Origin of the sequence: Xenorhabdus bharatensis, assembly GCF_037996705.1 — a bacterium.
In the GTDB taxonomy this organism is placed as follows: domain Bacteria; phylum Pseudomonadota; class Gammaproteobacteria; order Enterobacterales; family Enterobacteriaceae; genus Xenorhabdus; species Xenorhabdus bharatensis.
In genome coordinates, this window is sequence record NZ_JBBMXG010000001.1 from 1 (window position 1) to 18,126 (window position 18,126).

Below are 18,126 nucleotides of genomic sequence, written 5' to 3' on the forward strand. Positions count from 1 at the left end.
TTTCTTTGTATGCCAATACTCGCTTTCGAAAATCCAGACTGTAGCCCATCGCACTTTATCCTTTGTTATGTGAATCCAGATATTATGTCATATTAATATGATTCTGCTATAAAAACTAACGGCGCTCCTAATTCGGTAAAAGATTTAATAAATTTCCGGTGTATTAACCGATGCTTTCCCACAGGAGAAATTTATCGCTGGGAGTTTCTTGACGCACAAGGCAATACCATTGAAATTAATGTCAGAGGAGATCTTGTAATGGACTCTGATGTCGCCATGATTCAGGCCGCTGAAGCGGGCTTGGGTATAGCCTTTGTTTATGAACGTCTTGTTAATGAACAACTCAAGGAGGAAAAACTCATACACCTATTGCCTGATGATAACTATCCTGCCGATAATTTCTGTCTTTATTACCCAAGTCGTAGACATATTCCGGTTCCGCTAAGAACCTTAATTACATGGATTATGGACATGAATCAAAGTATTTCATAGTTATCAATTGATAAGAAAGGCTATTTTAATACCCTTTCAAAAAATAAATATACTCAATAAACTTCAAGTTACAACGGATAATATGAGGCAAGTCCTTATATTTCTCCGTGTTGCGGGAAGATATAACTCGCATCTTGAAGTTGAATGAGTATATCTTTGATAACCAATCTTCGTTTCTTCCGACGGAGAATGAAAAATGCGCTCCAGAAAAATTATTTATCCAGAATAAGGCGGTATTATTAATCTTAGAAAATAGACTTATTATAGAATCATTAAAATGAGTTACAATAACATTACGGATAATTACTCATAATATACCAAGTATCATTTTAGTATATTAAACATGTCGTTATATATAAGTGATTATATTTTTATGACTAAATTCCAGAAATATTAATCCATCCTTATGAATTCCCTTTATCTTTCCCATCTGAAATATTTTTTAATATAACAATTAATAAATCTCTCTATTGAAATCTAACTCATATACTGACTATCTTATTAAATTAGATAATTAAAACATATTATCTATTGATCTTTTTAAGAAAAAAGTTAATTTCTGTTATGTAAAAAAATATCGCCTTTATATAAATCAGATTTAAAATACTAAAGGAGATCTTCATGATAGATAAAAAATCAGCCTCTTCTGAAGTAAAATCCCTGCCGTGGAGAAACAACGATGCTCCGTTATTAGTTGTACTTGGGCAGTCAAATAGTTACGGTCATGCCACTGAATTGGCACCAAATGAAGCAATTACTCAGGGTTTAAATAACGTATTTACCCTGTCCCTGCCTCAAGTTTATAGCGTCAATTTTTCAACCATTAACTGGACAGGCCTGACGAGTTTTGGTCATGCCAATATTGGCGCTCCGTGTGGTTTACAGCGGGGTAATCAGGATCATCCGGTTAATATCGCCAATCGCTTTGCCCGCTATTGGCAAAATCATATTAACACCGGTAATACTCTCAAATTACCTGATCTTTATGTCATTCTCATGGGGTACGGTGGGCAGGGAATGTATTTACCTGATACACCTGATAACCGTTGGGCTCCAGAGCGAGACCCTGATGATGTAGAATCACTCTATCCCCGCGCAGTCAGGACACTACGGATGGCCGTGAATTCCCTGCGTAAAATGGGTAAAAATCCCCGTATACTGGCCGTTCACTGGAATCAGTGGGAAGCAGAAACTGAAAGTTTAGCCGCCGCAAAAGCCGCAGAAATGAATTTTACCCGTATCATTACCGGTCTCAGTGATGCCATAGGCTCGCGTAATATACCGTGGAGATTTTATTACCCGCTTTCAGTCTGGTTTGATCCCCTTAATACCAGTTATGTTTCCGAAGCAATGAATAGTGTGATTGCGGCTAACCCTGAGTATCGAACACTCGTCGATGCCAGAAATGCACCAAACTATAACGGGATCGCCACCCAATTTGGGGTATTTACTCCCGATGATATGCATTACAACGCAGAGACTCAAAAATGGTTTGCTCGACAGGAATGGGCTCAGATTCTGGCTGGTTATAAAGGTGTTGAGTTGTAGAATGTATTTATACTTTTCGTCTTTCAGGTCACCTTTTTATCGGACAATAGGTGGTGTAAAAATACCACCTATATTTCCACACCAAACCGCTGTTTAAGTGCACGCTTTCCTATATCTGTCAGCGTTAGTTCCCGACTATCTAATTGCCGGATAGCCCACTTTTTCTGCAAAAAAAGATTCAGGAGCGACGCGCCCAGAAAACCACCAAGGTGAAAATATCGCTCACTCCAGTCAAGACAGGAGCAGGCAAATTTTCGTCCGGAAATTGTTTTCACATCCAAGCTCAGGCCAAGAGAAAAGAAAAATTCGTTCCCCTGTGGGGTTAAGTGGTAATCATCCGTTACCCAAAAACGGGACAGCAAACTGTTATGAATTTTTACGGCGACTTCTCCGGCCATATGGTCATAACAAGTTCGGAAGGAACGCAATGTTTTTGGTGTTGAGGTTTTCACAACCCCGATACTTTCGCTATTAGCAAAACACATCATGCTTTCCAGCAATACTGCAACTTCTTTACTGTAAATTTTAAAATAACGGTATCGCCCCTGCTTAATACAACTCACCAGATTTTGTTCTACTAACCGGCTTAAATGCGCACTGGCTGTCGAAGGTGCTATATCAGCAGCGGTGCTTAATTCAGTCGCTGTGTAAGCGCGCCCGTCCATCATCAGAAATAGCATACAGGTGCGGGCACGATCTGCTAATAATGCAGAAACTACAGTGACTTTTTTCTCCAGAGTTAATTCACACATATCTATTCTATACCCGATAATACCCTGTTATTTAAACGTATAATTAGCTGTTATATTCAATGGATTTCAAGTTACATCGCGATGGCAAGGAGTGACAAATTCGTCGGAAACGAATTTGCCCAGCCAACCAACAGGATACTTGAAAAACCAAGGGAATATTTCGCTACCCAACGAAGTAACCATCAAAACGGCAATATATGATTGTGTTTTCCATTCTTCAAGGAGACGATAATGTTAGCCGTTATATTTGAAGTTGAAATCGCAGAAAACCAAAGTGAACGTTACTTTGACACCGCAGCCATGCTAAGACCACTTCTGGATACTATTCCGGGCTTTATTTCGGTGGAACGCTTTCAAAGCCTGTCTCAAAATAATAAATATCTTTCATTATCCTATTGGCGGGATGAGGAATCTGTTAAACAGTGGCGGAATACCTGCCAACACCGGGAAGCCCAAATATTAGGGCGCAATGGCGTATTTTCAGATTATAAATTGAGAGTCTCAGCCATTATTCGTGATTATGGCATGTATGAACGGAAAGAAGTGCCAAAGGAAGAGTAAACCCTGAGCTACCGGGAGATCGGTTGCCAGCATCTCCCAATATACTCGCCACCTTTTATGTCATAAATTGTATTAGCCACAGCTAATATGTAGCAAATGAGCACCCCATTAATCGGCCGAAGAACATCCAGTACCAATATCCCATTGCAAATATTACAATCAACATATAGCTGATCGATTTGAATTTACATACTGAAAAAGTTTTTACTCCTTTTACGACAAATATCAGCAGAAAAGGCAGCAAAAAAAACAGGCATAAAGGGGCAGTCAATACCCTATCATCATCAATAACAAAAGAGCTGACGACATCACAAACGGTATTTATTCCTTCCTCTCCGATTGTCCATTCATAATCAACAGTTGACAAACAACCTATCAATATCGTACTGAACAAAATAAAGGTAATACAGGCGAGTATATTTAGAGTTTTCATGCACATTTGTTTTTCTTATCTGTTTATAAGGCATAAGACGAGATTTAATCCTTTCCTAAACTCACTAACTTAAATCTGAAACGTTTATATCAAAAAACTTAATACGTGATTCTTCTTACCTCTCAAAGATAAGATCTCGATCACAAGATAAAATAATATAATAAGAAAAAAAGAAGGGATTTACTGAATATAGAATAATTCAATACACACTAAGAGGTATAAGCCATTAAAATGATTAATAACAAAGCGTTATTAAGGAAATCAAAGAGGAAATAAAAGGCTCTTATCGCAAACAGATAAGAGCCAGAAATCACAGGATTAAATTAGAATGTATTATCTATACATCTCAAACAAAGACATCCCTTTCAAATCAGTAAATGCTTTGAAAGAAGCCTGCAAAGAAGCCTGTTGCTGATAATAGTTGGAAATCGTGGAAGTCCAATCCACATCAACTAGCTCCCCTGAACGAACTTTGTTGGCAATACTGCGTTCACTACCCAGAGAATCCAGTTGTTCCAGTTCCTGAAGCTGTAAACCCAGTACCGCTTCAACAGAAGAGAGGTTATTCAGGCTATTGCGAATACCACGGTTAGCTTTGTTGATAAGCTCCGCTGCTTCGTTTTTCTGTTCTTCAGTCGCTGAACTGTATGGCTCTTTTAACGCTTTGATTGCCAAATCAATCGTAGCAAAAATATCAGACTCACTCGCAGTTTTGCCGTCAGGTTCTTTAATCGGATTAGGTGGCGAGGATAAAAAAACCTGTTCTCCGGTGTGAGCAATCACCATTGAGCGGTTATCATCCACTTTCTGGGTGATTTTTTCAGACCCACCAACATAAGTGACTTTACCATCTTTATCTGCCGAAAAAGGTGGCACATCGGTTTTATAACCGGCAAAAATATAACGGCCATTGCCATCAGTTTTATTGGCAAGGTTTAACAACTCATCTTTAAAACCCTGCAATTGCTGTGCATAGGATGAACGATCCTGATCACTTTGTTCATCTGCTGCTGCCACTAAAGTCTCAAATACATTCGTTGTGACCTTAACAGCATTCGCTGTAATGCTTAGCTGGGATGACATTGCATTTTTGGCAAATATACGCGCAGTGGTAAATTGCTGGTTTTTCGATTCAGACTGAGAAACCATAATGTTCTGCGATGCCGCCAGAGGATCATCAGATGGGTTAATAACCCGACGTCCGCTGGACAATTGTTCACCATATTTCATCCATTTGGATTGAGCGCCAAAAATCCCATCCATTTTCTGGCCGTATAATTGATTTGTACTTACACGCACAGTATCACTCCTTATTATTCCTTTACATAGCCATACCCTATGGATTTCGAGTTGCATCGCGGCGGCAAGAGAATTCATCCCCAGGAACATAGATAACTATGTGACTGGGGTGAGTGAGTGCAGCCAACAAAGAGGCAACTTGAAAGACGACGGGTATATTAGCGAATGCCTAAAATAGCATCGAACAACGTCGTCGCCGTCTGGATCACACGGGCGTTTGCCAGATAATACTGTTGCATACGCTGCAATTCGCCGTACTCTTCATCCATATTAACGCCGGAGATTGATTCACGGGTTTCTTTCAGCTTATCAACGATATGGCCCTGTGTTTCAACGCTGATTTGTGCGCTGTTGGCTTTACTGCCCACGGTACTCACCAATGAGGCATAAGCGCCGGAAAAAGAAGCCTTGCCATCCACCAGACGCTTATCCTGTAATTCAAGGAATTTCTTCGCGTTGCGGTTATCACTTGGGCCGGCACCTTTCTCACTTGCTGTCGCTAACTGAGAAGAGTCTTTAAGGTTTACTTCCAGTGTTGCAATAACATTGCTGACGGTTTTCAGTGTGTATTTATCGTGTTCCTGTGCATCAGCCGCTGTAATTTCAACTTTCAGTCCATCGAATTCCAGCGTATTGCCATTTTTGGTTACAGCAACCATTTCACGATCAGAAACACGCTGGACTTTCCAGTCTCCACCTTCATATTTGAGGGTGTAATCGCTGGCTTTAACTTTCGTGGAATCCGCATATTCCACCTTAATCTCAGCCGTACCTTTGTTATCGCTGTTGGAAATAATTTCTGACGATTTGAAATTAAAGAAATCAACCCCTTTCTCGCCTTTCAGATCAAAACCACCGTGTTGTACCTGATTAAACTGATCCGCCATCACCAGTGCCAATTGGTTCAGTTCATTGCGGGTGGAATCAACCACTTCGCTGCGAACGCGCAATGCACCACCCAACGCGCCACCAGAGATGAAACGTTCATCAATTTCTCTCGTACCCACTGTGCCGTTGTTATAACCCAGCGTAATACGGCCGCTGTCAGCACTGGATGGAATGGCTTCCATACGGTAGGATTTACTGCCTGATACCAGTGACATACCACCACCGAATGAGACGTTATAAACGCCGCCATCCTGCTGTGTCACATTCACTTCCACCAACTGGTTTAATTTATTGACTGCCAGATCACGTTTATCCAGCAATGCCAGCGGTTCACCCGTGCCAGTACCGCGCATACGGATGATTTCATTATTCAGCTTGGCAATTTCTTCTGCGTATTTGTTGATTTCTTTGACATTCTGCTCAATCTGAGAATTGATGCCACTATCAAGCTGGCGCAGAAATTCATCAGCTTCTTTAAAACGACTGACCAAGCCTTCCGCTTTGCCTAAGACCGTGGTTCTTGCCGCGCTGTCTTCTGCATTGCTCTCAACGGTACCGATGCTTTTGAAAAAATCTTCGAAAGAATTGGAAAGGCTGGTGTCTTTATCGGCCAACAGATTGTTGATCTTAGTTATCTGTTCGTTATACGACTTTAACGCAGAATGTTTGGTCTGAGCTGAATTGAACTGCTGGTTAATAAATTCGCTGTATTCACGGTTAATCGTCGTAACCGCTGTTCCGTTACCTATAAAACCCACCGGGGACATAGTTCCATTATTTTGCGTCATGACGGTGTTCTGTCGGTTGTAGCCCTCACTTTTGGAGTTGGCAATATTATTACTTACTACACCCATTGCCACCTGAGCGGCATTAATACCGCTCATCGCAGTATTCATAAGACTGTTGGACATGTGTAGATCCTTTTACGTTTTCGCTCTGCCTCTATTCAGAGAGACATGACTGCTATCGTTATCGGTATAAATTCTCTGTAAAAGTTATCGGCAGAAGAACCTGAACCTTGAACAAAAATGATTTAGACGGTAACTCAGAATAAATCATCAAAATCGTAGGTATAGGCTTTTACCATCTGGCTACCGTTACTCTTTAGTTGCTGGATCAGTGACACCAGTTTCTGGGCATAACCGGGGTCTGTGGCATAACCTGCTTCTTGCAAGGAATGAGCCCCCTGCTCTGCGGTCACTGACTGTGCGACTTTGGCGTAGCGGGGGTTTTCCGTCAGCAACTTGACGTAATCCGTGACGGCTTCCAGATAAGAATCATAGACCCGGAAACTATCACGCATTTTTTGCGGCTCACCATTCACATACTCGGTTGTCATGATATTGGTGACCGCCCCCTTCCAGCTTTTACCCGCCTTGATACCAAACAGGTTGTGGCTCGGTTTACCCTCTTCAGTCAGTATTTCCCGCTGGCCCCAACCCGATTCCAGCGCCGCCTGAGCAATAATCAATAAATGGGGAATACCACTTTGTTGACTGGCTATCTGTGCCGGTATAGAAAGCATGGAGACAAAACTGGAACTGTTTATTGGCAGGGATTTTGATTGCGAACCCCCTGAAGAGGATTTATCAGACTGGTTTTTGTCGGGCATCGCGCGGCGGAGAAACTGCTCCAGCGCTTGTGTCGGCAGCGTATGTAGGATGTCATTACCCAGCGGCATCGGTACAGTTCCGGCCAGTTCACTGGGAACACTGTTCGCACCGGAAACTTGTTTGACGATCATATCGGCAAATCCCAGCCCCTTATGGGAGAGATCCTGCGCAATTTGTTGATCGTACATCGAAGTATAAAAACGCGTCTGGTCGCTGCTTAACATGCCATCCTGCGGCAACGAGGAACGCATACTTTTCAGCATCATCTGAACAAATACGCCTTCCAGTTGTTGGGCTACCTGCCGTAGCCCTTGTTGTGGTTCCTGTGATAATTTGGCTTTCAGTGAATGAAGTGAATTCACATCATAAGCGGCAGTCGGCATCGACAGAAAATCATTCATCAGATAATCTCCAGCTTCGCCCGTAAACAACCTGCACTTTCCATCGCCTGTAGAATAGACATTAAATCTGTCGGTGTTGCGCCCAACGCATTCAGTGCCCGGATCACCTGAGTCAGATTCGCACTGGAGTTGACTTTCTGTAACACCCCGCCCTGCTCCTGAATACCAACACCTGTATTGCGGGTGACGACAGTATTCCCCCCTGCCAACGGAGTATCCGGCTGGCTGACTGCGGTCTGACGTTCAACAATCACAGACAGGCTACCATGCGCAATCGCACAGCTATCCAATGTGACATTGCGGTTCATCACCAGCGACCCGGTACGGGAGTTGAAAATCACTTTGGCATCACCGGCATCAACACGAATATTCAGGTTCTGCACCTGTGACAGAAATTTCACCTGCTCACTGTTTTCTATCGGCAGACGCAGCTGTACTGTGCGGGAATCCAGTGCGGTTGCCGTTCCCACGCCTTGCAGGCGGTTGACCGCATCACTGATTTGCTGCGCCAGACTGAAATCATCCTCATTCAGTTGCAGGTTCAGTGTTCCTTTCTGGCCGAATCGCGTCGGTAACTCCCGTTCAATGACGGCACCATTAGAAATGCGCCCACCTGCCAGTTGGTTGATTTTCACGCTGTTACCGCCGGCGCTGACACCTGCCCCACCAACCAGAATGTTACCCTGAGCCAGTGCGTATACCTGATTATCCACACCTTTCAGTGGCGTCATCAGCAATGTACCGCCACGCAGGCTTTTGGCATTACCCAGTGAAGAAACCACCACATCAATATTCTGCCCTGAACGTGCAAAAGGTGGCAGCTTGGCTGTCACCATCACGGCAGCCACGTTCTTAAGCTGCATATTCGTGCCGGGCGGCACAGTGATACCCAGCTGTGACAACATATTATTCAGGCTTTGCGTGGTGAAAGGCGTCTGCATGGTCTGGTCACCCGTTCCATCCAGCCCGACCACTAAACCATAACCAATCAGCGCGTTATCCCTGATGCCTTCAATCGTCGTCAAATCACGAATGCGTTCAGCAAAAGCGCTGGTCGGTGCGAACGAATTGAACAGTACCAGCACCAACGTAAAAAGGCTGGCGACTAATTTTTTCATCCTGACCATCCTCTTTTAAAACGGTGAGATATTCATAAAGAAACGTTGTAACCAGCCCATATGCTGCGCTTCATTAATATAACCATCGCCAACATACTCAATGCGGGCATCCGCAACCTGATTGGAGCTGACGGTATTGCTGCCGCTGATGGTGCGCGGATTCACAACGCCGGAGAAGCGGATAAACTCCGTTCCCTGATTGATGGCGATCTGTTTTTCCCCGATAACATGCAGGTTACCGTTTGCCAGCAAGTGATCCACAGTCACCGTAATGGTGCCCCGGAACGTATTGTTAGCATTCGCTCCGCCTTTGCCACCAAACTCACTGTTACCTTCCATCTCAATATCGGTCTTACCTCCACCGATCAATCCCTCTAAGAAACGAGGCGTCACAGCAGCAAGGAAACCCGTTTTACCGCTACGACTGGCATTGGCGGAAGAGTTTTTGCTCGCACTGACATTTTCTTGCAGGATAATGGTTAGCGTATCACCGATATTGCGTGGACGACGGTCTTCAAACAACGGCTGATAACCGTAGTAAACTGGCTGGACGGTCTGAAAAATAGAACCATTCGGCGCTGGCGCAGGTGCTTCGGTAGGCTTGGCAGTTGTCACCCCGTTCACCAGTGGTTTGTGCGGCATATAAGCACATCCCCCTAATGTCAGTACCGACAATGCGAGTACCGCCGCAGTTCTGCTGATACGCCGCTTATTTCCCCGGTTTTTCCGTAAACCGGCACAGCTATCAGCCATAGGATTTTCGGTATGGCTTTCAGCAACGGGCATTGTATCCATCTTCGATGCTCTTATGTTTATCGCAGTAATCATGAAGGGTTTATACCCTCTGGGTATAAAGCCCTACTGATTATTGATTAGATTATAACTGGGTAAGTTTTTGCAGCATCTGATCAGAAGTTGATACTGCCTTACTGTTAATTTCGTAGGCTCGCTGAACCTGAATCATATTGACCAGCTCTTCCGCCACGTTGACGTTCGAGGTTTCAACATAACCCTGATACAGCAATCCGGCACCATTGATGCCCGGCGCATTTTCAACCGGAACACCGGAGCTGTTAGTTTCCAGATACAGGTTCTCACCGATGCTTTCCAGACCACTTTCGTTAATGAAAGTCGTCAGTGTCAGTTGCCCGACCTGCTGTGGTGCGTTCTGCCCCTGTACGTTGACGCTGACAATACCATCACGGGCAATGCTGATTTTGGTGGCATTGTCCGGAATAATGATGGCCGGCACGACCTGAAAGCCGCCCGCTGTCACCAACTGACCATTCTGATCCACCTGAAATGAGCCATCGCGGGTATAACCAGTTGTGCCATCAGGCATCTGGATCTGGAAGAATCCCTGCCCTTTGACTGCCACGTCCTTGCTGTTGTTGGTCTGAGCCAGATTACCCTGACTGTGCAGTCGTTCAGTCGCTACCGGACGAACCCCGGTACCAATCTGCAAACCGGATGGCAGGTTAGTCTGTTCAGACGACATCGCACCGGGCTGACGTTCAGTTTGATAAAGCAAGTCTTCAAACACCGCGCGCTGACGTTTAAAACCATTCGTGCTGACGTTTGCCAGGTTGTTGGCAATAACGTCCATATTTGTTTGTTGAGCATCCAGCCCAGTCTTGGCAACCCATAAAGAACGGATCATGAATTTATCCTCTGTTTCCGACTCAGCTCATTGCGAGAATTTGATTAGCTCGCTGAGCGTTTTCATCGGAACTGTGTATGACTTTCATCTGCATCTCAAAACGACGCGCGTTGGCGATCATATTCACCATGCTTTCCACCGGATTGACATTACTGCCTTCCAGTACACCCGGCATGATTTTTACTTCGGTGCTTGCTGCCAGTTCATCACCCTGCTGTTCCCGTGCCTGTGGCGTTAAGTGGAATAATCCATCATCACCGCGCACAATCTGACCCGCTTCCGGTTTGACAATTTTCAGCTTGCCAATCTGCCCCAGCAAAGTCGGAGGATCGCTGGCAATCAGAGCAGAAATGGCACCATCTCCGGCAAGCGTCAGTTCAGCCTGTGGCGGAACATCAATTGGCCCGTTCTCGCCCATCAACATGCGTCCCTGTACCGTCAGTTGCCCTTCCGGTGAAATCTGGATGTTACCGTTACGGGTATAAGCCTCTGTCCCGTCTTCAAGCTGAACAGCCAGATAACCGCCTTGTCCGACAGCAACGTCCAGCGGGCGGGCGGTATAATTCATCGGCCCCTGACGGCTATCCATGCCGGGAGTCGAAGCCACAACTAAAGTACGGGTCGGCAGAGTTTCACCTTCAATGGGTACAGCACGCAGCGCAGCAAGCTGGGCTTTAAAGCCCGGCGTCGAAGCGTTAGCCAGATTGTTGGTAGTAACAGCCTGATGCTCCAGTGTCTGGCGCGCGGCTCCCATAGCGGTATATATAACGTGATCCATAAAGCGATCTCCAAAAAAGCTATCCGCCTGAGATTATTAACGCATGCTGACCAGAGTTTGCAGGATTTGATCCTGAGTCTTGATGGTCTGGGCGTTGGATTGATAGTTACGCTGAGCGACGATCATATTGACCAGTTCCTGACTCATATCGACGTTTGAAGCTTCCAGCGCACCACTGATCAGCTTACCGAAGTTACCGGAACCCGCTGTACCCACAACCGGGCTGCCGGATGCGCCGGTTTCGACCCAAACGTTATCACCCTGTGATGCCAGACCTTCCGGGTTAGAGAAGTTAGCCAGAACAACCTGTCCCAGAACCTGAGTCTGCTGGTTAGAATAGATACCGTAAATTTTGCCATCAGCGTCTACACGGTAATTAGTGAAGTGTCCCGCTTCATAGCCGTCTTGTTGCAGGTTAGAAACAGAATCCTGCTGAATGCTCTGCTGTTTGCTGCCGTTAAAATCGATAGTGATCGCCGCAGGATTAGAGCCATTCAGTGCTGGCATATTAAATGCAAATGCGTTGTCATTGCCTTTAATACGTCCATTATTGTCAAATTCTACATTACCCAGTTTCTGGGCAGCAGCATCTGCTACAGAAGTATCCTGTGCATAAATTTCCCATTTGTTATCTTCGGTCTTAACAAAGAAAACATTCACGTTATGCTCATTACCCAGACTATCGTATACAGACATCCCCGTGCTGTAGTTAAAGCTGTCTTTTTTGGCAGGGTCAAACGGGTTCGCAGCTGCATCGATAGCTTTATTCATCGAATTCAGGTTAGTTGTCATCGTAACCTTTGTAGTCGCTTTCGCATCCAGCATATCTGTTGCGATAGCGATCGGTCCCGGTGCTGCACCACGTTGAATTTCTGGCCCGTTTGGTCCCTGCACTGCCGGATAACCGGTCAGTTTCATGCCCTGCATGTTGATCAGGGTGCGGTCTGAGTCCATTTTGAACTGACCGTTACGGGAATAAAAAATGTTACCGTTCTCATCCAGCATGCGGAAAAAACCGCCCTGCGTGATGGCCATATCTAATTGACGGTTAGTGGTAGTGGTTGAGCCATCTTTAAAGTTCTGAACCATGCCAGAAACTTTCACGCCCAAACCGACATCAGAACCGCTGAATACATCGGCAAACGCCGCTGAACTCGATTTAAAACCGAATGTTGCTGAGTTCGCAATATTGTTACCGATTACGTCCAGGTTACTTGCTGCGGCATTTAAGCCACTGACTGCCTGTGAAAAAGCCATATGTCCTCCGTTTTGTTAAAGAATCTGACGAACTTTATCCATGGTTACCGTACCCGCCAGCCCTAAATCTAATTTAGTGCCATCCTCACCCCGCGTAACGCCGTTTACTTCGGCAGCTACCAGCGGCAGTGTCACTAACGCTTGATCTCGATAGCTTGCGGAAACTGTGAAACTATAAGCATTGTTTTCCACTTCCTTGCCATCTGCGTCTTTGCCATCCCAGTTAACTTTATGTATACCGTTTTGTACTGATTTAAATTCTATTTCCCGAACGACTACGCCATTCTTATTTCTGATGGTCACTTTTACGTGTTCAGCAGGACGAGCCAGTTCGAAACCGAATGTGGATACACTAATGCCTTTATCTTCACTGGAACCGGTTAAAATTTTATCGCCGGGGATCATAACCTTGCGACCAATCAACTGAGTCGTCTGCATGGCCTGATTGCCTTCCATCTGTCCGATAACAGCGCCCAGCGATTTATTCAGTTTTTCAATCCCTTCTACGGTACTGATCTGCGCAAGCTGCGTAGTCAGTTCATTGTTTTGCATGGGATTGGTTGGATCTTGATTCTTAAGTTGCGCAACCAGCAGATTCAGAAAGTTATCTTTAATATCATTGCTGTCTTGCTTTTTTTTGGGGCTACTGGCTAATTCACCAATCGTTGAATTATCCAGAGAATCATTGATTGAAGCAGTAACTGCCATAATGGAATTCCTGTTACTGACCCAGAGTCAGGGTTTTCAGCATGATGGACTTGGTGGTATTGAGTACTTCAATATTGGCCTGATAGCTGCGGGAAGCCGAGATGGTATTAACCATTTCTCCGACGACATCCACATTCGGCATACGTACGTAGCCTTTTTCATCCGCCAGTGGGTTACCCGGCTGGTATTCAAGGCGGAAAGGGGTTGGATCATCCACCACTTCGCTGACACGCACACCGCCAACCTCCTGCCCTGCCGGAGCAGCGACACGGAAGACAACCTGCTTGGCGCGGTAAGGCTCGCCATCCGGCCCGACGATACTATCGGCATTCGCCATATTGCTGGCACTGACATTCAGTCGCTGGGACTGAGCAGAAAGCGCGGAGCCGGCAATATCAAAAATACTGAGTAGAGACATTCCCATTATCCTTGTGACTGTAGAACTGACATCATGCTTTTGATCTGAGCATTCGTCATCGTAAGTTCAGCCTGATATTTCAGACTGTTATCTGCAAAATTGCTGCGTTCCATATCCATGTCAACGGTATTTCCATCCATAGCCGTCTGATGAGGCACCCGATACAGTAGATCCATCTCCAGACGTTGCTGGGGCTGAATGGGAATATGTCGATTGGAAGTCAGAGTCAGCCCAATTCCATTCCCAGTTACCCGCCCGTGATCCATCACTTTTTTTAACTGAGCGGCAAAATCGATATCGCGTGCCTGATAGCCGGGGGTATCCGCATTGGCAATGTTTGCAGACAGAATTTCCTGCCGCTGGTTGCGGAGCACCAGAGCTTCCTGTCGAAAATGAAAGGCGGCGTCTAATTTATCGAGCATATTCCTCCCTCGCCTGTTTTTAAGCCAGATTTATGGCCTTTCTTGTAGGGCTGATTCCGTAGAAGCAAGCCCTGTAACGCATTAAGAGCGATAACAGCATAAACGCAGAAGAAAAAGCCGATTCGAAGAATAGACACAAATTGATTTGCTATTTATCCCATTAACTAATAATCAAGCGCGTTACACTATTAATTAGTCAGATAGAGTTAATGAAATGAAGAATGGCAGCAGGTACTGATTATTTTTTGCAATCATGGTCTACCCTATTAGGGTTGGGTATTAGGTATGTCAGGTAAGGGAAATTAAGGTGATAACATGCCGCTATTAAAATTTATCGGAACCGTTACCTTTTTCCTTAATTTGTTTTTAGGTTGCTCTCTGGCATGGGGAAGTGATTTACCTCGCTCAATAAATGATTATTTCAGGCAAATTCACCACGGTACGAACTACAAAGTTTCCGTTGAAATCAAAACACCGGAACAACAATGGCCAACGTGTGAATTGCCTGACATACATCCCCCTATGGGCAATAAAAACTGGGGCAATATTTCGCTGCCTGTTAACTGTGGTCAACAGCGTCGTTTTATGCAGATTTACGTTAGTGTTACTGGCCCGTATCTGGTCTCAAACCGTGCCATTCAGCGCAACTCAGTACTGACAGAAAAAGATTTTCAGAGCAGGACAGGCCATTTGGACAAACTGCCGAATAACATCATTCATAACAAAAAGGCCATAAAAAATGGGATTGCCATCCGTAATATCCCCGCAGGACAACTTATCACAAGCAATATGATCCGGCGTCCGTGGGTGATTAAAGCCGGACAAAATGTCATCGTCATCGTAGATGGGCAAAATTTCCGGGTACGTTATGAAGGAAAAGCGATTAACAATGCTGCCAGTTTTGATAATATCCGTATCCGTTTAGTTTCCGGGCAGGTTATTACCGGAGAAGCGCAGGAAAATGGCAGTGTAAAAATGATGTTATAAGTGCCTAAAGTTTTATTGCTTTCAGCCGATATAACCATCAGACCATGATTTACAGGCATGCCAGCGGTATATCGCCTGCTACCTAAGACAAATAAATAATGCCTGAATAAAGGATTACGATTATGAGTATTGAACGCACTCAACCTCTACTGGCTATTGCGGCTTTACAGCAACGCAATTCCAATGAAGGTGTCCATAGCACTCGCAGGACCGTGGCTGTTGCAGAAAAAAGCGCCGATACGCAGGTTAAACTGAGCGAGGCACAGAAAAAACTGGTTCAGCCAAGTAGTCAAGACATTAATATCCAGAAAGTACAACAGCTGAAAGAAGCGATAGCGAAAGGAACTCTGACCATGGATAGCGGCAAAATTGCTGATGCCTTGATCAGAGAAGCCCTTGAAAACTGATAATACCTCTCGTCTTTCAAGCTGCTTCTTTGTTGGCTGCACTCGCTTACCCCGGTCAGCGTTTTTATCAATACACGGTTGCCTATGCTGCTTCCGGGGGATTAACGAGAGGCTCCAGTCTCTCATCTGAGGTCAGCCTATGGCTGAGCAAGTTCGTTCCCGACGAATTTGTCGCTTCCTTGTCGCCACAGCGCAGCTTGAAATCCATTAGGTATACTTTCAGTGGTTGTTTAAAACAGATAAACCAGCAAAAATCATAAAGGCCATAAATGGAAGAACTTCAACTGTTGCTTGAGCAACAAAGCGCACATTTAAATTCGCTTTCGATAACGATGGCAGAAGAACAACGTATCCTGAGCGAAGGCTTTATTGAAGCGAATCATTTACATCGGGTGACAGAGCAAAAAACATTTTTACTCTCGGCACTTGATCATTCAGAGCGAAAACGCCAGCAATTAAATGAAACGCTGAAAGTGAGTGCCCCCTATGCCGATCATGAAATACTGGTTGTATTGTGGGATCAAATCAGCCAGACGGTTGAACGTATCCGGGATTTAAATGCCCATAACGGATTTTTGCTGGAACAGCATATTGATCAGAATAGTCAGGCCATTGCTTTTCTCAAGAGTCATCACAGCCCCTCTTTTTATGGCGCAGATGGTCAGGCTCGCCGTAATTCTGCATTATCAGGCCACAAAATCAGTGTTTGATTTTTAAAACCTTTAATCAATATGTTATGTACAGACCTCTTGGTGAATCAATGGTGATAAGGGGTCTGTTTTTGCTTGTTAGCACCCTCTTCTTTCGGATTATCCCCACGTTAACTTGATTCAATTGTCCCATTTTTTATCGCTATAAACATAGAATAACCTGTACCTCATAGATGATGGTCAAATGATTACACAATTTCTAGCTTAGATTAAAAATCAAATAACTGGAAAAATGAAAAAGTATAATCACCTATTATCATTATTGTAGTGACAAGAAGACACTGAGATTTTTCTATAAAAAAATAACAAAAACACCAATCAGATACTATAATAAACAGTAGACATTGAACTTCTTAAAAGCGCTGCTTTATTCATTTCAGTTTAAAAAAACAATAAATCCATTAAAGATTATTATTTAATATCTATTTTGATATTATAGATATAAATTAAGATAGGGATTTAAAATTTAAATTAATTAAACCTCAGCAATAAACAAGATAAAAATAAAAACGTTAGAACAAATAAAAAGCAGTAGATAACTAAATTACAATACATTAATGAAAATAACATATCTACCACATTAGAAAAACAAGAGAATATAATATGAAATATATTTTACTAATTTTATCTCTATCAGCATTTTATGCTTATCCTTATGATCCCTCTGCCTACTCAAACCCTAATAGGCACGTCTGTTCTATAGCTTTAAACAATCAAATCTATAACCCATCTGATTTTTTTAATAATAATTTGAACTATAGAATAGCTGAAAATATAGGTTCAGTGACAATTGCTATTCATAATGATGATGGAACAACAAGAAATATTGCTATCGAGGTTGCTCCATTAGTAAGGGATGCGGCAGATATGTGGAATCAACGCCTTATAGGAAGAAATAGCCCTATTCGTCTTACAGAAATACCTCAGGGCTCATCTAGTGATACTGATTTTCAAATCACCAGGGCGAATGATGCACAACAGACAAGTTTGGGTTCGGATTTAGCTGAAACAACTTTAATTTTACCACCTGAAGTCCAAGAGCATATAACAAATCAAGTTTTTAATAGACCTGGAATAGTACTAACTAATACATTCCATTATCCAAGAGAAACTTTCGACACCATTAGAAGAACGTTAAATGACCATTATACAGAACACCACGTTGCAAAAATATTGGTTTACCATACTATAGCTCATGAGTTTGGACATGCTTTAGGTCTGACGCATCCCGGGTTGCTTGAATTGGGAGAGTTAAATGAAAAAGAAAATCAAATACAATTAGATAGATCAAACCCCGGACACTTTTTTGCTATAGCGATTACAGCAGAACTTGAACAGGAACAAGCAAATGCCAGAGTACCATTAATGACAAGTAACGATACCTATTTTCTCCGATTACGTAACCAATTAGGCAGGCAATTAGAATATAACGATATTGCCCCATCAGAATTAGAGATAAATGCTATAGCTATGGAAAATGAATGTGGTGGTTCACCTTCATCTCAGTCAAAAATAAATGTTTCGGCCTCAAAAATTTGTAAAGAAAAACCTCGTATATTTTATCCTATAGCTGAATTACTGGTACCCATTTATCAAACACAGTTATTTAACTAACCTTATTTCCGTTTAAGCCATTGCTGAAATATCGTTTTCTGTGTGGGAAACTTTTCAGTG

At 43.7% G+C, this 18,126-nt stretch carries 19 protein-coding genes and 1 pseudogene; 7 read left to right on the forward strand and 13 right to left on the reverse strand.

Translation table 11 applies throughout. The annotated features are described in order from the left end of the window. Window positions 1-108 precede the first annotated feature (108 nt). Both AAC855_RS00005 and AAC855_RS00010 read left to right on the forward strand, forming a co-directional pair. Window positions 109-492, forward strand: a pseudogene (locus AAC855_RS00005) (LysR substrate-binding domain-containing protein); the annotation flags it as partial. 621 nt (window positions 493-1,113) lie between these two features. Further along, the gene (locus AAC855_RS00010; protein ID WP_340607640.1) at window positions 1,114-2,040 is read left to right on the forward strand and encodes a sialate O-acetylesterase family protein; all 927 of its coding nucleotides are present in this window, start codon (window positions 1,114-1,116) and stop codon (window positions 2,038-2,040) included. Window positions 2,041-2,108: 68 nt separating this feature from the next. Here the strand turns inward: AAC855_RS00010 and AAC855_RS00015 are convergent, their stop codons facing one another. Next, on the reverse strand, window positions 2,109-2,792 hold the full coding sequence (locus AAC855_RS00015; protein ID WP_340607641.1) for an ArsR/SmtB family transcription factor: 684 nt from the start codon (window positions 2,790-2,792) through the stop codon (window positions 2,109-2,111). A 231-nt stretch (window positions 2,793-3,023) separates the two neighbouring features. Here AAC855_RS00015 and AAC855_RS00020 point away from each other — a divergent pair, with 231 nt between their 5' ends. Then, window positions 3,024-3,353, forward strand: a complete 330-nt coding sequence (locus AAC855_RS00020; RefSeq protein WP_340607642.1) for an antibiotic biosynthesis monooxygenase family protein — start codon at window positions 3,024-3,026, stop codon at window positions 3,351-3,353. 82 nt (window positions 3,354-3,435) lie between these two features. Here the strand turns inward: AAC855_RS00020 and AAC855_RS21545 are convergent, their stop codons facing one another. The 12 genes from AAC855_RS21545 to flgB form a co-directional block, all read right to left on the reverse strand. Further along, a complete protein-coding gene (locus AAC855_RS21545; RefSeq protein ID WP_422824329.1) occupies window positions 3,436-3,792 on the reverse strand; it encodes a DUF2645 family protein in 357 nt (118 codons plus the stop codon). Between the two features lie 327 nt (window positions 3,793-4,119). Then, on the reverse strand, window positions 4,120-5,085 hold the full coding sequence (flgL, locus tag AAC855_RS00025) for a flagellar hook-associated protein FlgL (RefSeq protein WP_340607643.1): 966 nt from the start codon (window positions 5,083-5,085) through the stop codon (window positions 4,120-4,122). Window positions 5,086-5,243: 158 nt separating this feature from the next. Continuing rightward, window positions 5,244-6,884 carry a flagellar hook-associated protein FlgK gene (gene flgK, locus AAC855_RS00030; protein ID WP_340607644.1) on the reverse strand — a complete coding sequence of 547 codons (1,641 nt, stop codon included), beginning with the start codon at window positions 6,882-6,884 and terminating at the stop codon, window positions 5,244-5,246. Window positions 6,885-7,018: 134 nt separating this feature from the next. After that, entirely contained in the window at window positions 7,019-7,990 is a 972-nt protein-coding gene (gene flgJ, locus AAC855_RS00035) for a flagellar assembly peptidoglycan hydrolase FlgJ (RefSeq protein WP_340607902.1), read from the reverse strand. Beyond that, entirely contained in the window at window positions 7,987-9,105 is a 1,119-nt protein-coding gene (locus AAC855_RS00040) for a flagellar basal body P-ring protein FlgI (RefSeq protein ID WP_340607645.1), read from the reverse strand. The genes flgJ and AAC855_RS00040 overlap by 4 nt, the downstream gene beginning before the upstream one ends. A gap of 15 nt (window positions 9,106-9,120) precedes the next feature. Continuing rightward, window positions 9,121-9,900 carry a flagellar basal body L-ring protein FlgH gene (locus AAC855_RS00045; protein WP_340607646.1) on the reverse strand — a complete coding sequence of 260 codons (780 nt, stop codon included), beginning with the start codon at window positions 9,898-9,900 and terminating at the stop codon, window positions 9,121-9,123. An 82-nt stretch (window positions 9,901-9,982) separates the two neighbouring features. Then, window positions 9,983-10,765 (reverse strand): flagellar basal-body rod protein FlgG, encoded by a 783-nt coding sequence (gene flgG, locus AAC855_RS00050; protein ID WP_340607647.1) that lies wholly within the window; start codon window positions 10,763-10,765, stop codon window positions 9,983-9,985. Window positions 10,766-10,787: 22 nt separating this feature from the next. Beyond that, window positions 10,788-11,543, reverse strand: coding sequence for a flagellar basal body rod protein FlgF (locus AAC855_RS00055; protein ID WP_340607648.1), 756 nt, complete (start codon window positions 11,541-11,543; stop codon window positions 10,788-10,790). A gap of 36 nt (window positions 11,544-11,579) precedes the next feature. Next, window positions 11,580-12,800, reverse strand: a complete 1,221-nt coding sequence (gene flgE, locus AAC855_RS00060; protein WP_340607649.1) for a flagellar hook protein FlgE — start codon at window positions 12,798-12,800, stop codon at window positions 11,580-11,582. A 15-nt stretch (window positions 12,801-12,815) separates the two neighbouring features. Beyond that, entirely contained in the window at window positions 12,816-13,508 is a 693-nt protein-coding gene (locus AAC855_RS00065) for a flagellar hook assembly protein FlgD (RefSeq protein ID WP_340607650.1), read from the reverse strand. Window positions 13,509-13,521: 13 nt separating this feature from the next. Beyond that, entirely contained in the window at window positions 13,522-13,926 is a 405-nt protein-coding gene (gene flgC / locus AAC855_RS00070) for a flagellar basal body rod protein FlgC (protein WP_099109741.1), read from the reverse strand. Between the two features lie 5 nt (window positions 13,927-13,931). Beyond that, complete coding sequence (flgB, locus tag AAC855_RS00075; RefSeq protein ID WP_099109740.1) at window positions 13,932-14,348, reverse strand: flagellar basal body rod protein FlgB; 417 nt, start codon at window positions 14,346-14,348, stop codon at window positions 13,932-13,934. Between the two features lie 315 nt (window positions 14,349-14,663). Here flgB and flgA point away from each other — a divergent pair, with 315 nt between their 5' ends. From flgA to AAC855_RS00095, 4 genes are all read left to right on the forward strand, one after another. Then, on the forward strand, window positions 14,664-15,335 hold the full coding sequence (gene flgA / locus AAC855_RS00080) for a flagellar basal body P-ring formation chaperone FlgA (RefSeq protein ID WP_340607651.1): 672 nt from the start codon (window positions 14,664-14,666) through the stop codon (window positions 15,333-15,335). A gap of 122 nt (window positions 15,336-15,457) precedes the next feature. Beyond that, entirely contained in the window at window positions 15,458-15,742 is a 285-nt protein-coding gene (gene flgM / locus AAC855_RS00085) for a flagellar biosynthesis anti-sigma factor FlgM (protein ID WP_099109738.1), read from the forward strand. A 269-nt stretch (window positions 15,743-16,011) separates the two neighbouring features. Continuing rightward, window positions 16,012-16,452: a flagella synthesis protein FlgN gene (locus AAC855_RS00090; RefSeq protein ID WP_099109737.1), complete on the forward strand. Its 441-nt coding sequence runs from the start codon at window positions 16,012-16,014 to the stop codon at window positions 16,450-16,452. A gap of 603 nt (window positions 16,453-17,055) precedes the next feature. Continuing rightward, the gene (locus AAC855_RS00095) at window positions 17,056-18,066 is read left to right on the forward strand and encodes a zinc metalloprotease (protein WP_340607652.1); all 1,011 of its coding nucleotides are present in this window, start codon (window positions 17,056-17,058) and stop codon (window positions 18,064-18,066) included. The last annotated feature ends 60 nt before the right edge of the window (window positions 18,067-18,126 follow it).